This window comes from Streptomyces finlayi (genome assembly GCF_014216315.1).
Classification (GTDB): domain Bacteria; phylum Actinomycetota; class Actinomycetes; order Streptomycetales; family Streptomycetaceae; genus Streptomyces; species Streptomyces finlayi_A.
Genome location: NZ_CP045702.1, coordinates 1595379 through 1615191 on the forward strand (window position 1 = coordinate 1595379; position 19813 = coordinate 1615191).

Annotated in this window: 6 protein-coding genes; 5 read left to right on the forward strand and 1 reads right to left on the reverse strand. The window is 66.1% G+C overall.

Annotated features, from left to right (window positions below; translation table 11 throughout):
* Positions 1-85: 85 nt before the first annotated feature.
* The 4 genes from F0344_RS07200 to F0344_RS07215 are packed head-to-tail and all read left to right on the forward strand — an operon-like array spanning position 86 to position 17686.
* A complete protein-coding gene (locus tag F0344_RS07200) occupies positions 86-3136 on the forward strand; it encodes a DEAD/DEAH box helicase (protein WP_258049732.1) in 3051 nt (1016 codons plus the stop codon).
* A complete protein-coding gene (locus F0344_RS07205; RefSeq protein WP_185297984.1) occupies positions 3133-8628 on the forward strand; it encodes a hypothetical protein in 5496 nt (1831 codons plus the stop codon). Before F0344_RS07200 ends, F0344_RS07205 begins: the two co-directional genes overlap by 4 nt.
* Positions 8625-15377: a DEAD/DEAH box helicase gene (locus tag F0344_RS07210; RefSeq protein WP_185297985.1), complete on the forward strand. Its 6753-nt coding sequence runs from the start codon at positions 8625-8627 to the stop codon at positions 15375-15377. The genes F0344_RS07205 and F0344_RS07210 overlap by 4 nt, the downstream gene beginning before the upstream one ends.
* The gene (locus F0344_RS07215) at positions 15374-17686 is read left to right on the forward strand and encodes a UvrD-helicase domain-containing protein (RefSeq protein WP_185297986.1); all 2313 of its coding nucleotides are present in this window, start codon (positions 15374-15376) and stop codon (positions 17684-17686) included. Before F0344_RS07210 ends, F0344_RS07215 begins: the two co-directional genes overlap by 4 nt.
* 59 nt (positions 17687-17745) lie before the next feature.
* On the opposite strand, the gene F0344_RS07220 is transcribed toward F0344_RS07215, so the two are convergent.
* Positions 17746-18720: a restriction endonuclease gene (locus F0344_RS07220; RefSeq protein WP_258049733.1), complete on the reverse strand. Its 975-nt coding sequence runs from the start codon at positions 18718-18720 to the stop codon at positions 17746-17748.
* Positions 18721-19006: 286 nt separating this feature from the next.
* Between F0344_RS07220 and F0344_RS07225 the strand changes: the two genes are divergently transcribed.
* Positions 19007-19711, forward strand: a complete 705-nt coding sequence (locus F0344_RS07225; protein ID WP_185297988.1) for a nucleotidyltransferase domain-containing protein — start codon at positions 19007-19009, stop codon at positions 19709-19711.
* Positions 19712-19813: the final 102 nt, after the last annotated feature.

Consider the following 19813-nt stretch of genomic DNA (forward strand, 5'->3'; position numbering starts at 1 on the left):
TTCGAGTGGCCGGCTGATCTGCTGGCGGCAGGCCCGTTAGAAGTTGAGCGGCGTGAGTGCCGCTGGTGAAGGATCGGAGCGGACGTTGAGCGTCGAGGCGGGAGCCGCGGGCGGCCAGAGCGATGCGGTGTGGGATGCCTGGGAGCCCGACGAGCCCTCGCCCGAGCAACAGTCTCCCGCCACGTCCGGGTACGCAGCGGGAGCGCAGGTGGAGATCCGCGACGAGCTGTGGCTGGTCCGCAAGTGCCGGTCCACGGCCCGCGACGGGTGGATGGTCGAGGTCACCGGCATCTCCTCGTTCGTCCGTGGGGTCGAGGCCGTCTTCTACGACAAGCTCGATCTTGTGAGCGTGCTCGACCCCCACGAGACGCAACTGGTCGCGGACGACTCTGCCAACCATCGGAGAGCCCGCCTGTTCCTTGAGGCGATCATGCGGAAGACGTTCCTGCCCCAGACCGAGCACGGGCTGGCGCTGGCGGACAACTTCCTCATGGACCAGCAGGTCCACCAGCTGCGGCCGGCCGAGCTCGCGCTGTCGATGAAGAACCCACGACCGCGGATCCTCATCGCGGACGTGGTGGGTCTGGGCAAGACCCTGGAGATCGGGGTGCTCCTTGCCGAGCTCATCCGGCGCGGTCGCGGCGAGAAGATCTTGGTCGTGACGCCGCAGCATGTGCTGGAGCAGTTCCAGCGTGAGCTGTGGACCCGGTTCGCGATCCCGCTGGTACGGCTGGACTCGACGGGGATCCAACGGGTGCAGCAGGACATCCCCGCAGGCCGCAACCCGTTCGCGTATTTCAAGCGGGCCATCATCTCCGTGGACACGCTGAAGAGCGACGTCTACGCCCACCACCTGGAGCACACCGAGTGGGACGCCGTCGTCATCGACGAATCCCACAACCTCGTCAACCAGGGCACGAAGAACAACGCGCTCGCCAGGCTGCTAGCGAGGAAGACCGACGCGCTGGTGCTCGCCTCGGCCACGCCGCACAACGGCGATGCCTCTTCATTCGCCGAGCTGGTCAAGATGCTGGACGAGGCGGCGATCGCCAACCCGAACCGGTACGAGGTCAAGGACCTCGACCACCTCTACATCCGGCGTACGAAGACCACGGCAGAGGTACGCGAGTCCCTCAAGGGTGCCTGGGCGGACCGAGGCCCCTCCCAGCCGCTGCGAGCGCCGGCCGGTGAAAAGGAGCTCGCCGTCTTCCACGAGCTGGCCACGCGCTGGATTCCCGGTGACCCCGACCAGCCCTCGGTCAGCCGGCACCAGCTCGTGCCGTACCAGCTGCTCAAGTCTTTTCTGTCCTCGCACCGGGCCCTACGGGCGTCGATCAAGACGCGGATCGCGACGCTGGACAAGCCACCCGTCGAAAAGCCGGCCGACAAGAAGAAGCAGACCCGGCCGGTTGATCCGAAGGTCCGCGAGGCGGAGGCCAAGCGGGAGCGTGCGGCTCTGGTGGAGTTGCAGCAGCTGAACGAGCAGATCCAGGACTCCGACTCGGCGAAGCTCACCGCGCTCCTGGCGGAGCTGCGCGAGATGGGTGTCGGTCCGGGCTCGGACACCCGGGTTGTCGTGTTCTCCGAGCGCATCCCCACCCTGAGGTGGCTGGCCGAGACCGTACCGGCCGCGCTCGGCTTTCCGAGCGGGACCAGCCCGGATGAGAGCAAGCCGTGGCTGGGCTTCGGCGGTGCGGTGCAGGTCATGCACGGCGAGGCCAGCAGCGACGAAGAGCAGCGGGACATCGTGGAGAAGTTCGGGCTGCGCGACGATCCGGTGCGCATCCTGTTTACCGGCGACGTTGCCTCCGAGGGTGTCAACCTGCACCAGCAGTGCCACCTGCTCGTGCACTACGACCTGCCGTGGTCACTGATCCGTATCGAGCAGCGCAACGGCCGTATCGACCGTTACGGCCAGGCGTACCCGCCACAGTTCCGGGCACTGGTTCTGACCAGCGACATCCCGTGGCGCACGGATGAGGCCAGCGGGCAGCCGCGCACCCTCGATGACCGGCTGGTGGGCGAGAAACTCCTGGGGCGCGAGGAAGAAGCCCACAAGATTGAGGGCTCGGCCGAGGCCGTCACCGGCCTGTATCGGGCCAAGGAGGAGGAGAACCGCCTCACCCAGGACCTGATCGCCGGCCGTACCGTCGAGGAGTCGATCAAGCAGTCCCAGCAGGGAGGTGCCGCCTTCCTGGCCGGGCTGCTCGGTCAGGTCGGTGCGGTCCCCGAACACCCCGAAGTACCGCGCGCGGTGGTACCGACGCTCTTCCGCTCCACCGCCGACTATTTCGACGAGGCACTGCGGCAGGTCTGCCACCCCAACCCCGAGGACCAGCTGTCCCTGCGGCGCGACGATGACGGCACCATCGCCTTCGAGCCCCCGCGCGATCTGCTCTACCGGCTCAAGGCGCTACCCAAGTCGTACCTGGACGAGCAGCGGATCATGCCCCGTAAGACCGAACCGGGCCGGCTGCGCGTCACCTTCTCCAAGGACCTCGCTGACGCGCGTCTGAAAGCGGCCCGGGAGACCTCCAAGTCCCAGTGGCCCAACGTCTCTTACGTCACGGACGTCCACCCGGTCCTTGACTGGCTGACCGACAAGGTCCTCGTCGAGATCGGCCGCCACCAGGCCCCGGTACTCGCCGCCGCCGTTGACCGTCCCACCTTCCTGGTACAGGGCATCTACTCCAATGGTCAGGGCCGACCGACCATCGTGGAGTGGATGGCCGTCTCCGGCCTGCCCGAGGAACCGAACACAGTGGAGCTGACCGAAGAGGCCCTGGAGCGTTACGGAGTCGGCCCGAGCATGCCCGGCCGCGCCACTCCCCGGGATCTGCCTGGTCTGACCGCTCTGGTCCCCGCCGCGATCGATGAGGCCAAGAGGCACCTCGGCACGCTTGAGGAGCACTACCGCCAGCGCATCGAGAAGACCCTCGCCCCCTACCGCAAGCGCGTCACCCACTGGAAGCAGGACGCCCTCTCCGCCGGTCTGCGCCCGGACAAGCAGGGAGTCGGCCAAGCCGCGAGTGACCGGATGCGCCTGGCCAAGTCCCTGGAAACGAAGGGCGAGCCGATGCTGCGGCTCCTGGCTGTCCTGGAACCGCACACTGCTGAAGGGGGCACTGCACGATGAGCACCGACTTCGACTCCTTCGTCAATCGCGGCGAGTACCTGTCCGCGTACTACTTCGCCGAACAGCTCGGTGCCGACCTCAAAAAGGGACTGTTCGCCACCTGGACCCTACGCGAGGGCGACGAGAACGACCCGCGCAAGACCCCTCGCGAACAGGTACGCGCTCTGCGCTCCATGTACCTCGCCGAAGACGTACGCGCCTACTTCGCCGATGCGGCCGAACGCGATGCTGGTGACGATGCGCGATTCCATACGCACAACAACCCTGAGTGGGCCAAGCGGCTCACTGAGTGGCACCAGACCGTGCTGCGCGCCCTCGGATACGACGCCACCCCAGATGAACTCACCGTGCACCGCGCCGGACGCGAGCACACCCTGCCCGTCGCCTACCACGGCCACGGCATCATCGCGCTCGACTGCGGCTGGGCCGCCGACAACGACACCGCCCTGGGTGCCGACGGCTCCGGACGCCTCCTGTCGCCCCTGCGCGTCAGCGCGAGCGAGAGTTACGAGACGGGCGCGGATCTGGCCTCCTGGCTCTTCGAAAGCGAGCTGGACGAGCCCGGCGGCGCTCACCCCCGGTTCGTTCTACTGCTTATCGGCGGTGTGATCCTGCTCGCCGACCGCCAGTCCTGGCGCGAAGGCCGCTACCTCGCAGTGAACCTCGATGCCGCCCTGGAACGCAACGACCGCGCCCAACAGGGGGAACTGGCCACCATTGCAGCCCTGTTCAGTCTGGACATGCTCCGCCCCGGTGACAACGACCAGAGCCGGGCGATCGATGGCCTGCTCAAGTCGTCCAGTACCAACGCGGTCGGCGTGTCCAACGAACTGCGCTATGGCCTACAGCGCTCGGTTGAAGTCATCGCCAACGAAGTCCTCAGCCGAATGACCGAGCCGAAGAACAATGTCGCACCGGCCGACATCGAGAACCCGAAGATCCGCTTCGCCCGGGAACTCACCCGCGAATCCCTGCGCTACCTCTATCGGATCCTCTTCCTTCTGTACGCCGAGGCCCGACCCGAACTCGGCATCCTCCCCGCCGACGACGGCAGCTACGAAGCCGGCTACTCCATGGCCCGCCTGCGCGAACTCGTCGAGCGCGACGAGGAACTCGTCGATGAGGAAGCCAAGAACGGCTTCCACCTCTTCCAGTCCCTGGACGTCCTGTTCAACAAAGTCAACTTCGGCCACCGCCCGTACGGCAGCGAGCCCGACGACGACCAACCCGGGGACGACGAAGAGACTCGCGAGGCCAAGGCCGCACGCCGCAGCGAAGACCGCGGTCTTCGCTTCGAGCCCCTGCGAAGCGAACTCTTCGAACCCACCGCCATCCGCCTCATCGGCACCCGCATCCTGGACCCGACCAGCGACGAGGACAACGACCCGCACTGGCTCGACCTGCGCCTGCGCAACTCCGCCCTCCACGAAGTGCTGCGCCTGCTCACCATGAAGAAGGGCAAGCGCGGGGAACGTGGCGGATTCATTTCCTACCGCAACCTGGGCATCAATCAACTCGGCGCCGTATACGAGGGTCTGATGTCGTACACCGGCATCATCGCCGAGGAAGAGCTGTGCGAGGTCGCCAAGGGCGGCGACCCGGAGAAGGGATCCTGGCTCATCCCCTCGCACAAGCAAGACCAGTACCCCGACACGACCCTCATCCACTACAGCGAGGACGACGCCCGCAAGGGGCTACGCGGCGTCAAGAAGTACGACAAGGGCTCCTTTGTCTACCGGCTCGCTGGCCGCGACCGCGAGACCTCCGCCTCGTACTACACCCCCGAGTCGCTCACCCAGGTCACTGTCGAGCTCACTCTGAAAAACCGGCTCGACCAGGAACGTGACGCCGACGGCAACATCATCAAGACCCGCGCGTCCGAGCTCCTCAAGTACAAGATCTGCGAGCCGGCACTCGGCTCCGGGTCCTTCCTCAACGAGGCCATCAACCAAGTCGCCGACGAATACCTACGCCGCCGCCAGGACGAACTCGGCATTCCCATCCCCACCGCCGACGCGCTCACCGAGAAGCAGAAGGCCAGGGCCTACATCGCCCTACACAACGCCTACGGCGTCGACCTCAATGCCACCGGCGTCGAACTCGCGGAGGTGTCCCTGTGGTTGAACACCATGCACCCCGGCATGCGAGCCCCCTGGTTCGGGCTCCACCTGCGCCGCGGCAACTCCCTCATCGGCGCACGTCGAGCCGTCTATACGGGTGAGGAGGTCGCTTCACCAGCTAAAGCATGGCTGAAGAACAAGGGCGCTCTGGCACCGACTCCGCTGGCATTCCTTAAGGACGGCCAACCCCAACCACTGCCCCATGACGCGGTACACCAGTTCTTGCTTCCCAGTCCAGGATGGGCTGCGGTCGCGGGCTCGAAAGAGGCCAAGCAGCTGGCCGAGGAACACGTCAAGCATCTGGCCGAGTGGAAGAAGGGCCTTCTCCAACGCCCCAAGCGCAGCACCGCCCACCTCAACAAGGACGGCAGCCCAAAACTTCACCCCACGACCAAGCTACCGAAGGCGGAAGCGCCGTCACAGTTCACACGGTTGCGGGACGCCGCCCGCCGAGCCGAGTTCCTGTGGTCGCTCGTCGTCAAGCGCATGGAACTCTCCGAACAAGAGATCGCGCGCAGGATCGATGTCTGGCAGGCCGACCCGACGGATCCCGAGTACGCCTTCCTCCACCACCCTGATCAGGCAGTCCCCAAGGAGAAGGTTCTGGAGGACCTCTTCAACTCTGCCGACACCCCTTATTGGCGGTTGAAGAAGGTCATGGACGCCTGGTGCGCCCTGTGGTTTTGGCCCGTCGGTAAAGCCGGCCTACTGGATGGCACGGATGGCGACTACGCGGTCCGCACCGTGGTGAGCAGCGACAGCCTGAGCGAGCTACTGGGTGAAGTGCCTCTTACCGGCGAAGAGCTCAAGGAACAGGTGGCTCCCGAACCGTTGGCTGCCCCGACACCGAAGGCCGAGCCACGCTTCGTCGAAGCGACGGCACTTTTCGCGCTTGGCGCTGAGCAGACCTCCTTCGAAGATCTCGTACTGACCGCCGACGACGAAGCGATCATCGAGACCAAAGAGATCGGACCGAAGGCAGCAAAGCAGGTCGGCGCAAAGCCAAAGGGACCGATGCGCCGCCCGGTCATCCCGCTCAAGGAGCTGGACGACTGGCTGGACTTCTTGGAATCCATGCTTGGAAGAGCCGACGTACCTGACGGAACTTTCCTCGACAACTTCAAAACCCTGGCAGATCTCAAAACGTACGAAGAGACGCTCCCCGGCTTCATGGGAATGGACACCGGAAACCCGGAGGACGTCTTTCCATGGCTGCGCATTACTCGGGACATTGCCGAGGAGCAGGGATTTCTTCACTGGGAGTTGGAGTTCGCTCTCGTATTCGCTCGCAGCGGCGGCTTCGATCTCCAGGTGGGCAATCCCCCCTGGGTGCGTCCTGACTGGGATGAGGCAAGCGTCCTCGCCGAGCACGAACCTTGGTTTGAGTTGGCGGACAGGCCGTCAGCAACCGAGCAGAGCAAGCGGCGATCCATTGCACTGAATCAGCGAAGGACGTTCGATTATTACATTCATGAGCGCGAGAAAGTAAGCGGCTGCTCCTCGTTTTACGGGCATGAGACCACCTATCCCTTGCTCGTAGGAACTCGCCCAGATCTTTATCGGGCATTCATGCTTCAGGTATGGTCTCATCAGTCTCCGTCAGGTATGGCTGGGCTCGTGCATCCCGATACCCACTTCACCGGCGACAAGGAAGGGGCACTTCGCGAGGCCGCATACCATCGTTTGTGCGTCCACGGAGACTTCGTGAATGCCGGACAGCGTTTCTTCCCTCCGCCCGTCGGGCATGCAGCACACTTTGGCGTGCATATTTACGGCAGCCCTTCGGAAATCAATTTTGACCACATGTCATGGTTGGTGTCAGCGGACGCTCTCCGCGATTCAGCCGCGCATGATGGCTCCGGGGAAGTTCCGGGCGTGAGATGGCAAAATGGCGAATTCGATGAACGCCCTCACCGGTCACGCGTCATTCACGTGAACCGAGATCTTCTCGCCGAATGGCAGCGCCTACTGGATGAATCACACCTTCCAGTTGAACAATCCCGCCTTCTATTCCCTGTCAGCACAGCCGAGGCGTCTGCTATCACAGCTCTTTCTGAATACCCATTGCGGCTTGGTAGGTTCAACCCGCCGATCACGCGCGGGCTAATGGAAAGTGACGCAAAGGCTGCTGGGTTGATCGAATACAACCGTCCGAGCAGCCCCACCGGTCATCCATACCAGCCCGACAGGTGGCGTAATGTCATCTTGAAGGGAACTCAACTGGGTATCGCCACGCCAGTATTCAAGTGCCATGACGCTAATAGTAACGACCCTTACGGTCGGGATTTGACCACCCTTGCGTCAGACTTCGTCCCGGACACTGCCTATGTGCGTGCCCCCGGGATGGCGCAGTCGTATCTCGCCAAGCAAGATCGTTGGGTAGACGGCCGAGCCCTGGAGCGACTACGTTCTGACGGTAGGGCGGTATCCAAGGCGCGTTCGCAAATTGCATTGACCGACAACGTTCCAGAAAGCGATGTCGATCCTGCCAAGATTGATGCCCTACTCGAAGAACGAGCGCGTCGCCGATACGTGGTCTTTCCTCGGCTTGCCTGGCGTCGCCAGATCGCCCCGGACACTGAGCGTGCACTCTATGCCGCATTGGTGCCGCCAGGTGTAGCGCACGTTCACTTGGTACACAGCCTGGCCATGCCGAATCTTCGGCTAACCGCATTGGTAGCCGGTTTCTGGGCCTCGCTCCCGCTCGACTACTTCCTCCGCGCTACTGGTCGTGGCGACTTGCAAGTGAAGGGTGCTAAAGCGATGCCCTCACCCGCTGGCGATCACCCCCTCGCTTCCTCGCTACTCCTGCGAACATTGCGGTTGAATTTCCTTACCAGTGCTTACTCGGGGCTGTGGTCAGAACTGTACGACCCAACTTGGACCACACATGAGTCATGGGCGTGCGACTGGACTGGCCTACCGGCGCTGCACGAGGTGTCGCCAGTCTGGCGTCCGGAAACACCACTACGCACCGAGCGGGCACGACGTTCCGCTCTGGTGGAAATTGATGCTCTAGTCGCAGTGTGGCTCGGAATGGAAGCCGACGCTCTTGTCGCGGCATACAAGGGCCGCTTCCCTGTACTGCAGAAGTACGAGGCAGTGACTTGGTTTGATGCCGAGGGATCGAAGATCGCAGGCAACGCACGCACCTTCGGTCAGCGCCAGACCAAGGAAAGCTGGGGCCAATTTGAGGCGTATCAAGCCGACCCGAACAACTTGCCCGTGCCTGAGGGCTATGTCGCTCCCTTCTCCAAGGCGGATCGCGAAACGGAGATGCGAGAGGCGCACGCCGTCTTTCAGAAACGACTAGATGCCGCAGTCGCTCGCGGCGAGTGGGACCTGGAGAAGCAGGAGGTGCCGAAGCCGTGAGGCCGACGCTGGAGGCACGGGGGCTCAAGGAGAGCCTGTTGCAGTATCTGTCGACGACGTACGCGTTGACGGATGAGGGTGCGCGTGAGGCGCTGCACCGGTTCCTGGGTGATGAGACGTCGGGGATGTTCCGGGGCCCGTATCTGCGGATCCGGACGCCGTTCACGGTGGCCGGCGAGGAGTGGCGGCAGCATCTGGAGTGGCAGCGTGAGGGGTTCACCCCGTACGCCCACCAGGCCGTTGCCTTCGAGCGGCTGACGTCGGCGAACGGGCATGTGCCGCAGCCGACTCTCGTGACGACGGGGACGGGCTCGGGTAAGACGGAGGCGTTCCTGTACCCGGTGCTGGATCACTGTCTCCGCGAGCGGGAAGCGGGGAAGGCCGGCATCAAGGCGGTGTTCCTGTACCCGATGAACGCCCTCGCGACCGATCAGGCGCAGCGCATCAACGAGCTGATCACGGAGAACGATGCGCTGAAGAAGTTGTCGGCCGGGCTGTACATCGGCGACAAGGCGGCCATCAAGTACGACAACGTTCGTACGCGCCGCTCGGATATGCAGCTCTCGCCGCCGGACATCTTGATCACGAACTACAAGATGATGGATCTGCTGCTGCAGCGTGCGGATGACGCTCCGCTGTGGCGTGGGGCGGACATCCGGTACGTGGTGGTGGATGAGTTCCACACCTACGACGGTGCGCAGGGCACCGACGTGGCGATGCTGCTGCGGCGGCTCGCGGCTGCGGTGGGGTCGTCCGAGGAGGGGCGTCCGCTGGGTTCGATCTGTCCGGTGGCGACGTCGGCGACGCTCGCGTCTGGGACGGATACCGACGGAGTGGCCCAGCTGCTCGAGGTAGCGACGCAGGTCTTCGGTACGGAGTTCACGGCGGAGTCCATCGTCGGGGAGAACCGGCTGTCGGTGGAGGAGTTCATCCCGCTGGCGGACGTGAAGATGCAGGGGCTGCCGACGCCGGACGAGCTGCTGGCACTGCCCGATCCCGCGACGAGCGATGAGGCGATGCTGGACCTCATCGAGTCGGTTACTGGGGTCCGCAACGACGACCCCCTCGTATTGGGCGCCAACCTGAAGCGGCACCTGTTCACCCGGGCGGTGATGCAGGCGCTGGACGGTGAGGTGAAGACCGGCGCCGAAGTGCTGGACGTCATGTGGCGTGCAGGTGCGGCCGGTTGGGCGGAGGCGGTGGCCCGGCAGCCGGAGAAGGCCGCCGAGGCGCTCGCCCGGTTCGTGGCGCTGTTGTCGTACGCCCGTGACCCGAAGTCGCCGGTGGGAGAGCCGCCGCGGCCGTTCGTGCATGTCGAGGTGCACCAGTGGGCCCGGTCGGTCTCGCGGCTGCTGCGCGGCGTACTGCCGTGGCCCAAGGCGGAGTTCCGCTGGGATGTGGCCGGTGCGGCCGATGCCAGTGCGGGAAGCGGGAACCGTTCGGCGCCGGTGACGACAGCCACGTCGGGGCAGAGCGCGAATCTGTTTCTGCCGGCGGTCTACTGCCGGGACTGCGGGCGGTCGGGCTGGGCGGTGTTCTCGCCGGAGAGCGACGACCACGAGGTCCAGTTCGACACGTACAAGATCCGTCGTGCCTCGTTGGGGCAGGACAAGGCTCGGGTGCGGAACTTGGTCTCGGCGACCGAGCGCGAGGCGCGCGAGGGTTCTGGGGCGGCGGTGCTGCCGGCCAGCGGCCGGGGCGGCAAGGGGACCACGGCCCTGCAGAGTGCGGGCGGTCTGCTGATGGTGCTGGACGGTGCGCGCAAGCGGCTCCGGCTGCCCGATCCACTCAATGACTACGACAAGGAGTCCAAGGAGCCGCGGCTGACGGCCCGCGATTCGGCGTTCGTCCTGGTCAACTTCGGTGATACGGCGAATACCGCGGCCAAGGAGGACTGGTGCCCGGCGTGCGGTGAGCGCAACGCGATCCGCTATCTGGGTACTGGAGCGGCTGCGATGACGGCGGCGTCGATCACCCAGTTGTTCACGGGCGGGGAGCTCGACAAAGAGCGGCACGAAGACAAGACGCTGATGTTCAACGATTCGGTGCAGGATGCCGCGCACCGGGCCGGGTTCGTCGCGAACCGTTCGTACACCTTCTCGTTGCGCGCCCTGTTGGCGAAGCACCTGCGCAGCGACGTGCCCACCGCGCTGAACGATCTGATCGCGAACGTGGTCGAGGCCACGACCGACAAGGAAACCCTGGCCGCGGTGGTGCCGCCGGATCTGCATGGTTTCAAGGGCGTGGACCGGCTGCTGTCCGGGAAGGGGCGCGGCGGGGATCTGCCGACCTGGCGGCTGATCGGTCAGCGCCTGGCGTTCGAAGCGCTGATGGAGTTCGGGTTCCGTTCCCGCAACGGGCGCACCCTGGAGCTGACCCGGACCGCCGCCGCGCAGGTGCGCATCGCGGACCCTGCGGCCGTGGTGGCCCTGGTCAAGCGGATTCACGAGGAGTTCGAGCGCGCCGATCTGCCCCTGCAGCCGCAGGACGACGCACGCTATCTGGCGTTCGTGCGGGTGTTCTTGGAGCGCCTGCGTACGCGGGGCGCGATCGCGCACCAGTGGCTGGACAAGTACGTCGACGAGGCGGGCACCAGCCGCTACTTCATCTGGGGCAAGCGTGCACCCGGCATGCGCGCGTTCCCCAAGCGGGTCGCGGCGCCCGTGTTCCTGCTCGGCTCGCCGAAGAACGGCAGCGAGTTCGACTTCGCGACGGGCCGGCTGTCCTGGTACGAGCGGTGGGCCGGCCGCTGCCTGGGGCTGTCGCGTGAGGCGGCACCGGAGTTCTGGAGCCGCCTCCTGCCGGAACTGGCCGCGATCGGGCTGCTGTCGTGCCGTACGCCGAACGACACCTCGGTACGGGTCTACGGTCTCAAGCCGGGCAACGTAGAAGCGCTGCTCCTGGACGACGAACAGGTCCGGCACGCGTATGTGCGCTGCCCGGTGTGCTTCTGGGAACAGACGGTCCACCCCTCCCTTCTCGATCAGTGGCACGACCAGCCCTGCCCCTCCTACCGCTGCCGCAGAGGCCGTCTGGTGGCCGGAGACCGGCCCGAGCGGCTGGGAGTGCACCACCGCGACCGTGACTACACCCTGGACTACTACCGGCATCTGTACCGGAAGGCCGGTACCTACCAGGTGGTCACCGCCGAGCACACCGGCATGCTCACGCGCCCGCAGCGCGAGAAGGTGGAGGAGGCGTTCAAGCGGCGTACGGGCTTCAAGGACCCCAATGTGCTCTCCTGCACGCCGACGCTGGAGATGGGCATCGACATCGGTGACCTGTCCGCGGTAGTGCTGGCAGCGCTACCGCGCCGGCCGGCCAGTTACGCCCAGCAGGTCGGGCGGGCCGGACGCCGGACCGGCAATGCGTTCTTGCTGACGATTCCCGATCGTCGACGGCGTGACCTGTATTTCCTGGAGCGCCCCAAGGACCTGATCGCCGGCACGATCGTGCCCCCGGGCTGTCATCTCTCGGCGGTGGAGATCCTGCGCCGCCAGTACCTGGCGCACCTGCTGGACCTCGCGGCGGCCGGCCGCCTCGTCCGCGGTGACGGCATCGTGCTGCGCGCCCTGCCGACCAAGGCACCCGCCCTGTTCGGTCCGTCCGGCTACCTGATCGACCTGGTGGAAGTGGCCATCGCCCAGGGGGAAGAGCTCGCCAAGGGCTTCCTGGAGATGTTCCCCACCGGCGTCAACGACCGGGCCAAGGACGACCTGCGCGAGTACGCGACGCACGAGCTGCGCGGCGCGGTGGAAGAGGCCGAGCGGGAGTGGCGCCGCCGAGACCAGGCGCTGCGCGCCCGGCTGGCCCAGATCGACGAGGCCCACGACGAGCTCCACGACTCCGACCCGGATCAGGCGCGGCAGAAAGCCGAACTGGACGCAGAGCGGCGCGGAGTGGGCAGGCGCCTGCTCAACCTGGGCGATACCGCCGCCCAGAGCGCACTGTGCGACCTGGGGCTGCTGCCGAACTACGCGCTGATCGACTCGGTCACCACGCTGTCCGCGACGCTGTACGGCGAGGATGGGGTCGACCCGAAGACGGGGAAGGCGAAGTTCACCTCCACCACCGACTCCTACGACCGGCCGCGCCGCTACGCGCTCTCGGAGCTGGCCCCGGGCAACTCCTTCTATGTCAACGGCTACCGGCACGAGATCACCGGCCTGGAGATCTCCACCGGCGGTCGGCAGGAGTGGCGCACCTGGCGGGTGTGTCCAGGCTGCGGATTTGTGCGCACCGAAGACGCTGCCGAGGACCGCTCGCCGTGCCCGCGCTGCAAGAGCGCCCATATCGCCGACGACGGTTCCTGCCTGTTCCAGATCGTGGAGCCGTCCACCGTGACCTCGCGTGACAAGCGCGAGGACGCCCGGATCCGCGACGACAAGGACGACCGCGACCGCCGCAACTACTCCGTCGTAGACGCGGTGGACATCCCGGTGGGCGACATCGAGCCCGGCTCGTGGCGTCACAAGAAGCAGACGTTCGGCGTCGACTATTGCCGCAGTGCCATGATCCGCCGGATCAACGTGGGGCCGGTCCGTTACGACGCCCCGGCCCGCGATGACTTCGCCGGGCATCTGGTGCGCCTCAACCCGTTCCATGTGTGCACCGCCTGTGGGGCGGCCAGCGCGGACGGCAAGCCGGTCTTCGACCACGACACCGACGCTCTCGACTCCGCAGCAGCCCGTAGCCCGCAGCTCAAGCACCACCGCCCTTGGTGTCCGCTGCGCCGCGGCAAGCGAGACGGGGCCACCCAGGAGCCGGTGCTGCTGGCCCATACGTTGAAGACCGAGGCCCTGCGGGTGTTGATCCCGGCCGCAACGGCGGACGTGGACGCCAAGGTGCACTCCTTCCGTGCCGCGCTGCGGCTCGGTGTGGACCTGCACTTCGGCGGCGACCCGCAACACCTGGACACCACCGTGGCTTCCATGCCGGATGCCGAGAGCGGAGAGCGCCGTTGGTTCCTGGTGCTCTTCGATTCCCTGCCCGGCGGCACCGGCTATCTGGACCGGCTCACCGATCGCGTCGCCTTCCGCGACACCCTCGCGGCGGCGTACGAGATGTTGAAGGAGTGTCCGTGCGCCGAGGAACAGCGCCGGGCCTGCCACCGGTGTCTGCACCGCTATACGCCCGAGCGTTTCCAGGACATCGTCTCGCGTCAGTCAGCGCTGAACATGCTGGAGTCGCTGCTGTTCACGGCAGAGGGTGCGGACGGCTGGGATATCGCTGACGTTGATCACACCGGGCTGGTCGGTCTGGATGCCCAGGTCGAATCCGACTTGGAGGCGCGCTTCCTGGCCGCCCTGCGCGACTGGGTAAAGGTCACCGATGACGCAGCCCTGGATGAGGACGGCCACGCCAGCGGGCATCTGCGTTTCACCGCCGGTTCCGAGGTCACCCATTGGCGACTGACTGCCCAGCAGCAACTTCAGGGCACCCGGACTGATTTCACCTTCACCCGGGTCGACGGTCCGGCCCAGAGCGTCAAGGTCTATCTCGAAGGATTCCGTTTCCACGCCAGCCGTGAACACAACCGCATCGCCCATGACGCGGCTCAGCGCACGAAGCTGCGCGCCGAGGGAGAGATCGTCTTCCAGGTGACCTGGGCGGACATCGACCTGTTCGAGAAGCGCCCCACGCGGACCAAACCCGTCTGGCCGCCCTATCGAGGCACGGCCCAGGAACAGGCCAAGGCCGCCTACGAGCAGTACGGCGGACAGCGCGCCCACTTCGCGAACGCCGTCTTCGCCAACCCGATCGACACGTTGATCGCCTACCTGCGCGATCCTGAGGCCGACCGCTGGGCCCGCCGCTCCCGCGCGCTGGTCACCGGCCTGTTGAGCACTGCGGGAACCACTCCCGTCGCCGCGACCGGGCGCCGCAGCGAGCTAGTGGCGGCGCTGCGCAGTGAGCTGGCCACTTTCAGCAGTAGTGCGCGCCACGACAAGCCGGTTGTACCGGATGCCTCCGGGATCGGGCCCGTGCACGTGTTCCGGACCCAGGACGAGAACGGGCTGCCGATCCTCGTCACCCTGGATGCTGCCGACCCCGAAGCCCCGCGGTGGAGCGCACTCACCGTCCTCGACGACACCGATTCCGTCCTGGAGAGCGACGAGCACAAGCTGCGCTGGCGGTCGTGGCTGTACTGGAGCAACCTCACCCAGTTCCTGTCCCTGGCCGGAGGCGACGGCGTCCAGCTCGCCGCCAGCCGCGCCGCCGCTTTTGAAGTCGAAGTGCTCGCCGTCTGCGGAGGGCTCGGCGAACTCGATTCTCTCGTTGGCGCCCCTGTACCGACGCGCGCCAAACCCGAGGCACCCGCGCCGGCAGAAAGCGTCAAACCGGTCGATCCGAACCCGGACCATGACTCGGCCGCCGAGGCCACCCTCGTCCAGATGCTTCGGGACGCCGTCTGGGACGAGGACATCCTGGAGATACTGCGCGAGGAACCCATCGAGGCCCCTGACCTCCTGCGCCTTGCCGAAACCCTCGCCGACCGAGGCAAGCAGGCTCCCGTCTTCGGCTTCGAACTCGGCACAAGCCGCTGGCAAGCCGAATTCGCCTGGCAGTCCCCCGGACTCAAGATCGCCGTCATGACCGCTCACCAGGGCGAGGACGACCCCGAGGCCCAGCGGCGCGACGCCGCTTACACCGACGACGGCTGGCAGGTCCGCACGGCCGGCGAATGGCTCACCCATCTGGACGAGTTGCTCGACCAGATCCCCGACACGGAAGGCACCACCCGATGACCGCCCGGCTCAGCCTGTACCGCAAGGCCGAACAGGAGCTGTACAAGCTCGACCGCTCGGTCAAAGCCCAGTTCTACGATTTCTGCCACATCTTTAGGACCAACCCCGACCAGCCGGGGCTGAAGAAGCAGAAGCTCAAGGGCGACTCCCGTATCTGGTCAGCCCGGGTCAACCAGTCCTACCGCGCGCTGCTCACGCCCACCGGGGTCGACGCGGACGGTACGGAAAACTGGCTGGTCATCGCCGTACGCCACCGCAGATACGTCTACGAAGAACTCCAAGTCGCCGTCAACCGGGTCACCGGCGAGATCGAGTTCGTCGACCTCGCCGTCGTCGGCGACAGTGCGCTGCGCCGCGCAGGCATTACCCTCACTCCCTCGGAGCCCGAATCTCCGGCCCAGGCACCCGAGCCCGCCCCGGAACCGGTTCAGCACGTCGCCGAACCCGAGGCCGCACCTGCCCTGCTCGCCGCCTACGACGCCGGACAGCTGCGCGACCTCGGTGTCGCCGACCAGCTCATCGAGCTCGCCCTCGCTGTCACCGAGAGCACCGAGCTTGACCAACTCCTCCAGGGCGCCCCGCTGCTGTCCAAGGACGTCCTGTACGGCCTTGCGGCGGGCATGGACATCGACGAGGTCCGCAAGGAGATCACCAAGCCGGTCGAACTCGGCCAGCGGCCCGACCTCGACGACTTCGCCGCCGCCGCGACCCGTACCAAGGTCACCGCTGTCGACGACGACGTCCAGGCCGCCATCGACGAAGGCGACTTCCGCGCCTGGAAGGTCTTCCTGCACCCCACCCAGGAACGCATCGTCCACCGCCACTACAACGGCCCCGCCCGCGTATCCGGCGGTCCCGGCACCGGCAAGACCATCGTCGCGCTCCACCGGGTCAGGCACCTCGCCGAGCAGCTGCCCCCGGGCCACAACAAACCGATCCTGCTGACCACCTTCACCAAGAACCTCACCACCGACCTCCGCCTGCGACTGGCCTCCCTCGTCGAACCCGAACTCCTCGCCCGCGTCGAGATCGCCCACATCGACCAGCTCGCCGCCCGCGTCCTGGGCGAGAACACCGCCCCCGGCCGCGGCAAGCAGCGCGTCTACGACCACGTGGCGCTGAACGAGATGCGACAGCTCCTGGCTGAACTCGACGACCGCCGCTGGGAGCCGGAGTTCCTGCTGGAGGAGTGGGAACAGGTCATCCTCGGCCAGTCCGTCCCCACCCGATCCGCCTATTTCCAAGCCCGTCGCGCCGGCCGGGGGCGGGCACTGACCCGACCCGAGCGCAACCACATCTGGAAGCTCATCGAGCAGTTCACCGCCCGCCTGGACAAGCTCGGCGTGGAAACCTGGGGTCAAGCCTCCGAGCGCGCCGCCCGCTTCGAGATCGAACGCGCCGCGAAGATCAAGTCCCGTCGTGCGTACAAGGAAGAGATCGGCGGCAAGGACCTTATCCATCGCGACAACAGCTCCGGCATGCGCTACCTGGGCCACCGCTTCCAACACATCGTGGTCGACGAGGCCCAGGACCTTCGCCCCGCGCACTGGAAGATGCTGCGCGCCATGGCCGACCCCGATCTCGCCAACGACATGTTCATCGCAGGCGACACCCACCAGCGCATCTACGACCACCAGGTCACCCTCGGCGCCCTCGGCATCAACATCCGCGGTCGATCCTCCCGCCTGACCCTGAGCTATCGCACCACCAAGGAAATCCTCGTCCAGGCCATGCGCGTCGTCGACGACAAGAAAGCCACGTACGACGACCTCGACGACGGCACCGACAACCTCGCCGGCTACCGCTCCGTCCTCCACGGCCCCGCCCCCACGTTCGTCCCGTATGGCACCTGGGACGACGAACTCGCCGGCCTCGCCACCACCCTGACCACCTGGCGCGACGAACTGTCCACCAACGAGAACGGTGCCCCCAGCGACCCCAGTGGCCGCATCGCCGTCTGCGTCGCCGACCGCGACATGGTCAGCCAGGCCATGTACTACCTGGTCACCAAGGCCGGCATCACCTGCGCCGAGCTCACCAAGGACGGCCCCAAGGGCGACGGAGAAGTACACGTCGGCACCATGCACCGCTTCAAGGGACTCGAGTACCAGCGCCTCGCCATCGTCGGTGCCAGTGACGGCATCATTCCCCAGACCAGCCGAATCGAGCGCTACCGCACCGAAGACCCGCCGCGCTACGAGCGCGAGCAGCGCAAGGCCCGCTCGCTGCTCTTCGTCGCCACCACCCGCGCCCGTGACGCCCTAAGCATCAGCTGGCACGGCAAGCCCAGCCCATACCTGCCGGTCTAGCGTTGCCTCCGGGCCCCGGCCAACGCGCCACCGCCAGGGCCCGGAACTTCACACCGGAGTCAGAAGCGGGACAAGGAGCTCGCCTCGTAGCGCAGTTGGTAGGTACGCAGGCCCTCGCCGTTCATCCGGTAGATGGTGATCGCGGACAAGAACTGCTCCTTGATCTCCATGGTGCGACGGCGCTCCTTCCCGTCGATGTCGCTGATCCACTGCTCGATGTGCTTCGGGAGCTTGAACGCCAACTCGTAGGCGCCGGGCTCCTCTACCGGAGCCAGCGTCCACTCCGCTACCGTCCCGCTGCCGCGCCTCTTGATGCGCACCGCATGATCCGGTCTGGCCTCCGCATACCGAAGGAACCGACGGTGATCATCCGCAGCCAGCGGAAGGATGAACGGCGCGGAGGGGAAGCCGAGCAATAGCTCCGTCTCACTGCGCTGGCGAAGAGCAGCGACCAGTTGCTCGAGCGCGGCACGGGCGGCATTCTTGAACTTCCCCTCAGCAATGTCAGCCGAGGACAAGAAGTGCACCGGGGACGTCTCCAGGGCTTCCCTCAGCTGTCGCCGCATCCAGGTGACCGGGAACCCGGGGGGCTTGGGCAGGTACTTCTCCTGCGCCTGGAACAGGCTCCAGGCGGTGCTGCCGATGGCGCCGAGCAGCCAGGTGAATGAGGCTCCGGAGAGGTCCACCAACGAGATCTGGTGGGCCAAGGCGTATCTCTGCGCGTCCGCCGTGAAGCCACCCGCCGAGAACAACGCGTACGAGTACTGGTAGCGCTGCCGGGGGCGTGTGCCCGCATGCGTCATGAAGTTCTCGTTGACGTCGTGGACCACACCATGGGCGTTGCGGACAATCTCCAACCCACAGGGCTTCTGGTAGAACTTGGCCTCCAGAAACATCCGCACCGGCATGGAGAACGCGGGTGTGAAGGCGAACTCGCCGAGCACGTCTACCTGGTGCAGGGCACCACGGCCGCGTACACGAAGCGCCCCCTCTTGATCAACCAGTTCCTCGGGGTCCTGGTCCTCGTGAACCAACAGTCGATACCCACTGAACCGCAGCAGCCAAGCTAGCGATTCCTCCAGCAAGTACCCCCGCAAGACGGCGTCCGTGGCCACCGCTCCCCCTCCCACCGATGCGACACCATGACCCTGCCTGTGATCATCTCATCCGGAGACCGAAGCGGGCAGGGAAGCAGCCCTCCACACCCTGTGGGCAGTTCTGGCGGCGACCCGTGCGCACATCGGGCATGGCGCACACCGCTCACCCGAGCGATTGAACAAACCACATGCGTGACGCGCCCTGGATACCGATAGTGGCTGCATGGATCCGGTTGTCGTCGCCCGCGCCGTTGTAGAGAAACGTTATCCTGTCGCTCGCGCGGCTTTTCTGGGGGGCAGCGTGCTGACGGAGCGCCGCACGGCCTTGTCCGACTTGGACATCGTGGTGCTGTTGCATGGTCCGCCGGCTCCGTACAGAGAGAGCCTTCAGTACGGCGACTGGCCCGTGGAGCTCTTCGTGCACACCGAAGAATCCTGGCACGCATTCGTGGACCGGGAAATTCGCAAGCGCCGGTCCCCGCTCCTGTGGATGTGTGCGGATGGCGAACTGCTCTTCGACGTGGATGGGCTCGGCGTGAGTCTGGCTGCCGAAGCCAGGAAGCTGGCCCTCGCGGGTCCGCCAGCGGCAACAGTGGAGGAGATCGAGGACTTCCGATATTCGATCACGGATCTCCTGGACGATCTTGCTGGGTGCACCGATGAAGGTGAGCGGCTGTTCATCGCCTCAGAGCTGGCGAGACGGGCAGGCGAACTGGCGCTGGCGCTCGGTGGGGCGTGGGGTGGCGGCGGGAAGTGGCTGGCACGTCGCCTAGCCGACGCAGCGCCCGGCCTCAATGTGCGCCTGCACCATGCTGTTCGTGGGGCGTTGAACGGGCAGACCGAAGCCCTTGTTGGCGTCGTTGACGACGTCCTGGCGCGGGCTGGCGGGCGACTGTGGGTCGGGTATCGGCGCAGTGGGACACCGTGACCGATGGGACGGGCTGCGATGACGCCGATCGACACCGTTGGCGGCTCATCGGCTCTACCGTGGAGCGATGGCTGAAGGTCTGGAGGGTCGTGCTCCGTTCCA

What these genes read in the sequence shown, in the direction of transcription:
- F0344_RS07205 (WP_185297984.1), top strand. Translation starts at nt 3,133, where the DNA reads ATGAGCACCGACTTCGACTCCTTCGTCAATCGCGGCGAGTACCTGTCC.
- F0344_RS07215 (WP_185297986.1), top strand. Translation starts at nt 15,374, where the DNA reads ATGACCGCCCGGCTCAGCCTGTACCGCAAGGCCGAACAGGAGCTGTAC.
- F0344_RS07225 (WP_185297988.1), top strand. Translation starts at nt 19,007, where the DNA reads ATGGATCCGGTTGTCGTCGCCCGCGCCGTTGTAGAGAAACGTTATCCT.